We start from the raw sequence: 605 nt of genomic DNA, 5'->3' as shown, positions 1-605 counted from the left end.
CTGGCCGGTCGTGGGCGGACATGTTGCGGCCACCAGAACCAACGTCCGAGCAGTGTGGCCAGCGACGGCGTCATGAAAGACCGGACGATCAGGGTGTCGAACAGCAGACCCAGCGCGATCGTCGTACCGACCTGACCCATCACCTTCAACGGGCTGAAGGCGAACGTGGCCATGGTGGCGGCGAACACCAGCCCGGCCGAGGTCACCACCGACCCGGAACCGGCCATCGCGCGGATCGTGCCCGTCTTGAGCCCGGCGTGGATCTCTTCTTTGAACCGGGATATCAAGAGCAGGTTGTAGTCCGAGCCGACCGCCAGCAGCAGGATGATCGCCATTGCCAAGACCATCCAGTGCAGGTTCATGCCGAGGATGTACTGCCAGAGCAGTACCGAGAGCCCGAACGACGCGCCCAGCGAGAGCAGCACCGTGCCGACAATCACGACGGCCGCCACCACGCTTCGGGTGATCACCAGCATGATGACGAAAATCAAGGTGGCCGCCGCAATCCCGGCGATCATCAGGTCGTACTTGGAGCCGTCCTTCCAGTCTTTGAAGGTGGCTGCGGTGCCGGCGAGGTAGATCTTGGCATCCTCCAGCGGGGTGCC

1 protein-coding gene is annotated in these 605 nt (G+C 63.5%); it reads right to left on the bottom strand.

What is annotated here, in order from left to right; translation table 11 throughout:
- Nucleotides 1-605: MMPL family transporter (locus A5658_RS10100; RefSeq protein ID WP_156751348.1), on the bottom strand; the 605-nt coding region annotated here is incomplete at both ends.

Origin of the sequence: Mycobacterium sp. 1245111.1 (assembly GCF_001673405.1) — a bacterium.
Classification (GTDB): domain Bacteria; phylum Actinomycetota; class Actinomycetes; order Mycobacteriales; family Mycobacteriaceae; genus Mycobacterium.
Note: the sequence above shows the minus strand (reverse complement) of the source record. Positions and strands in the feature narration are given on the sequence as shown.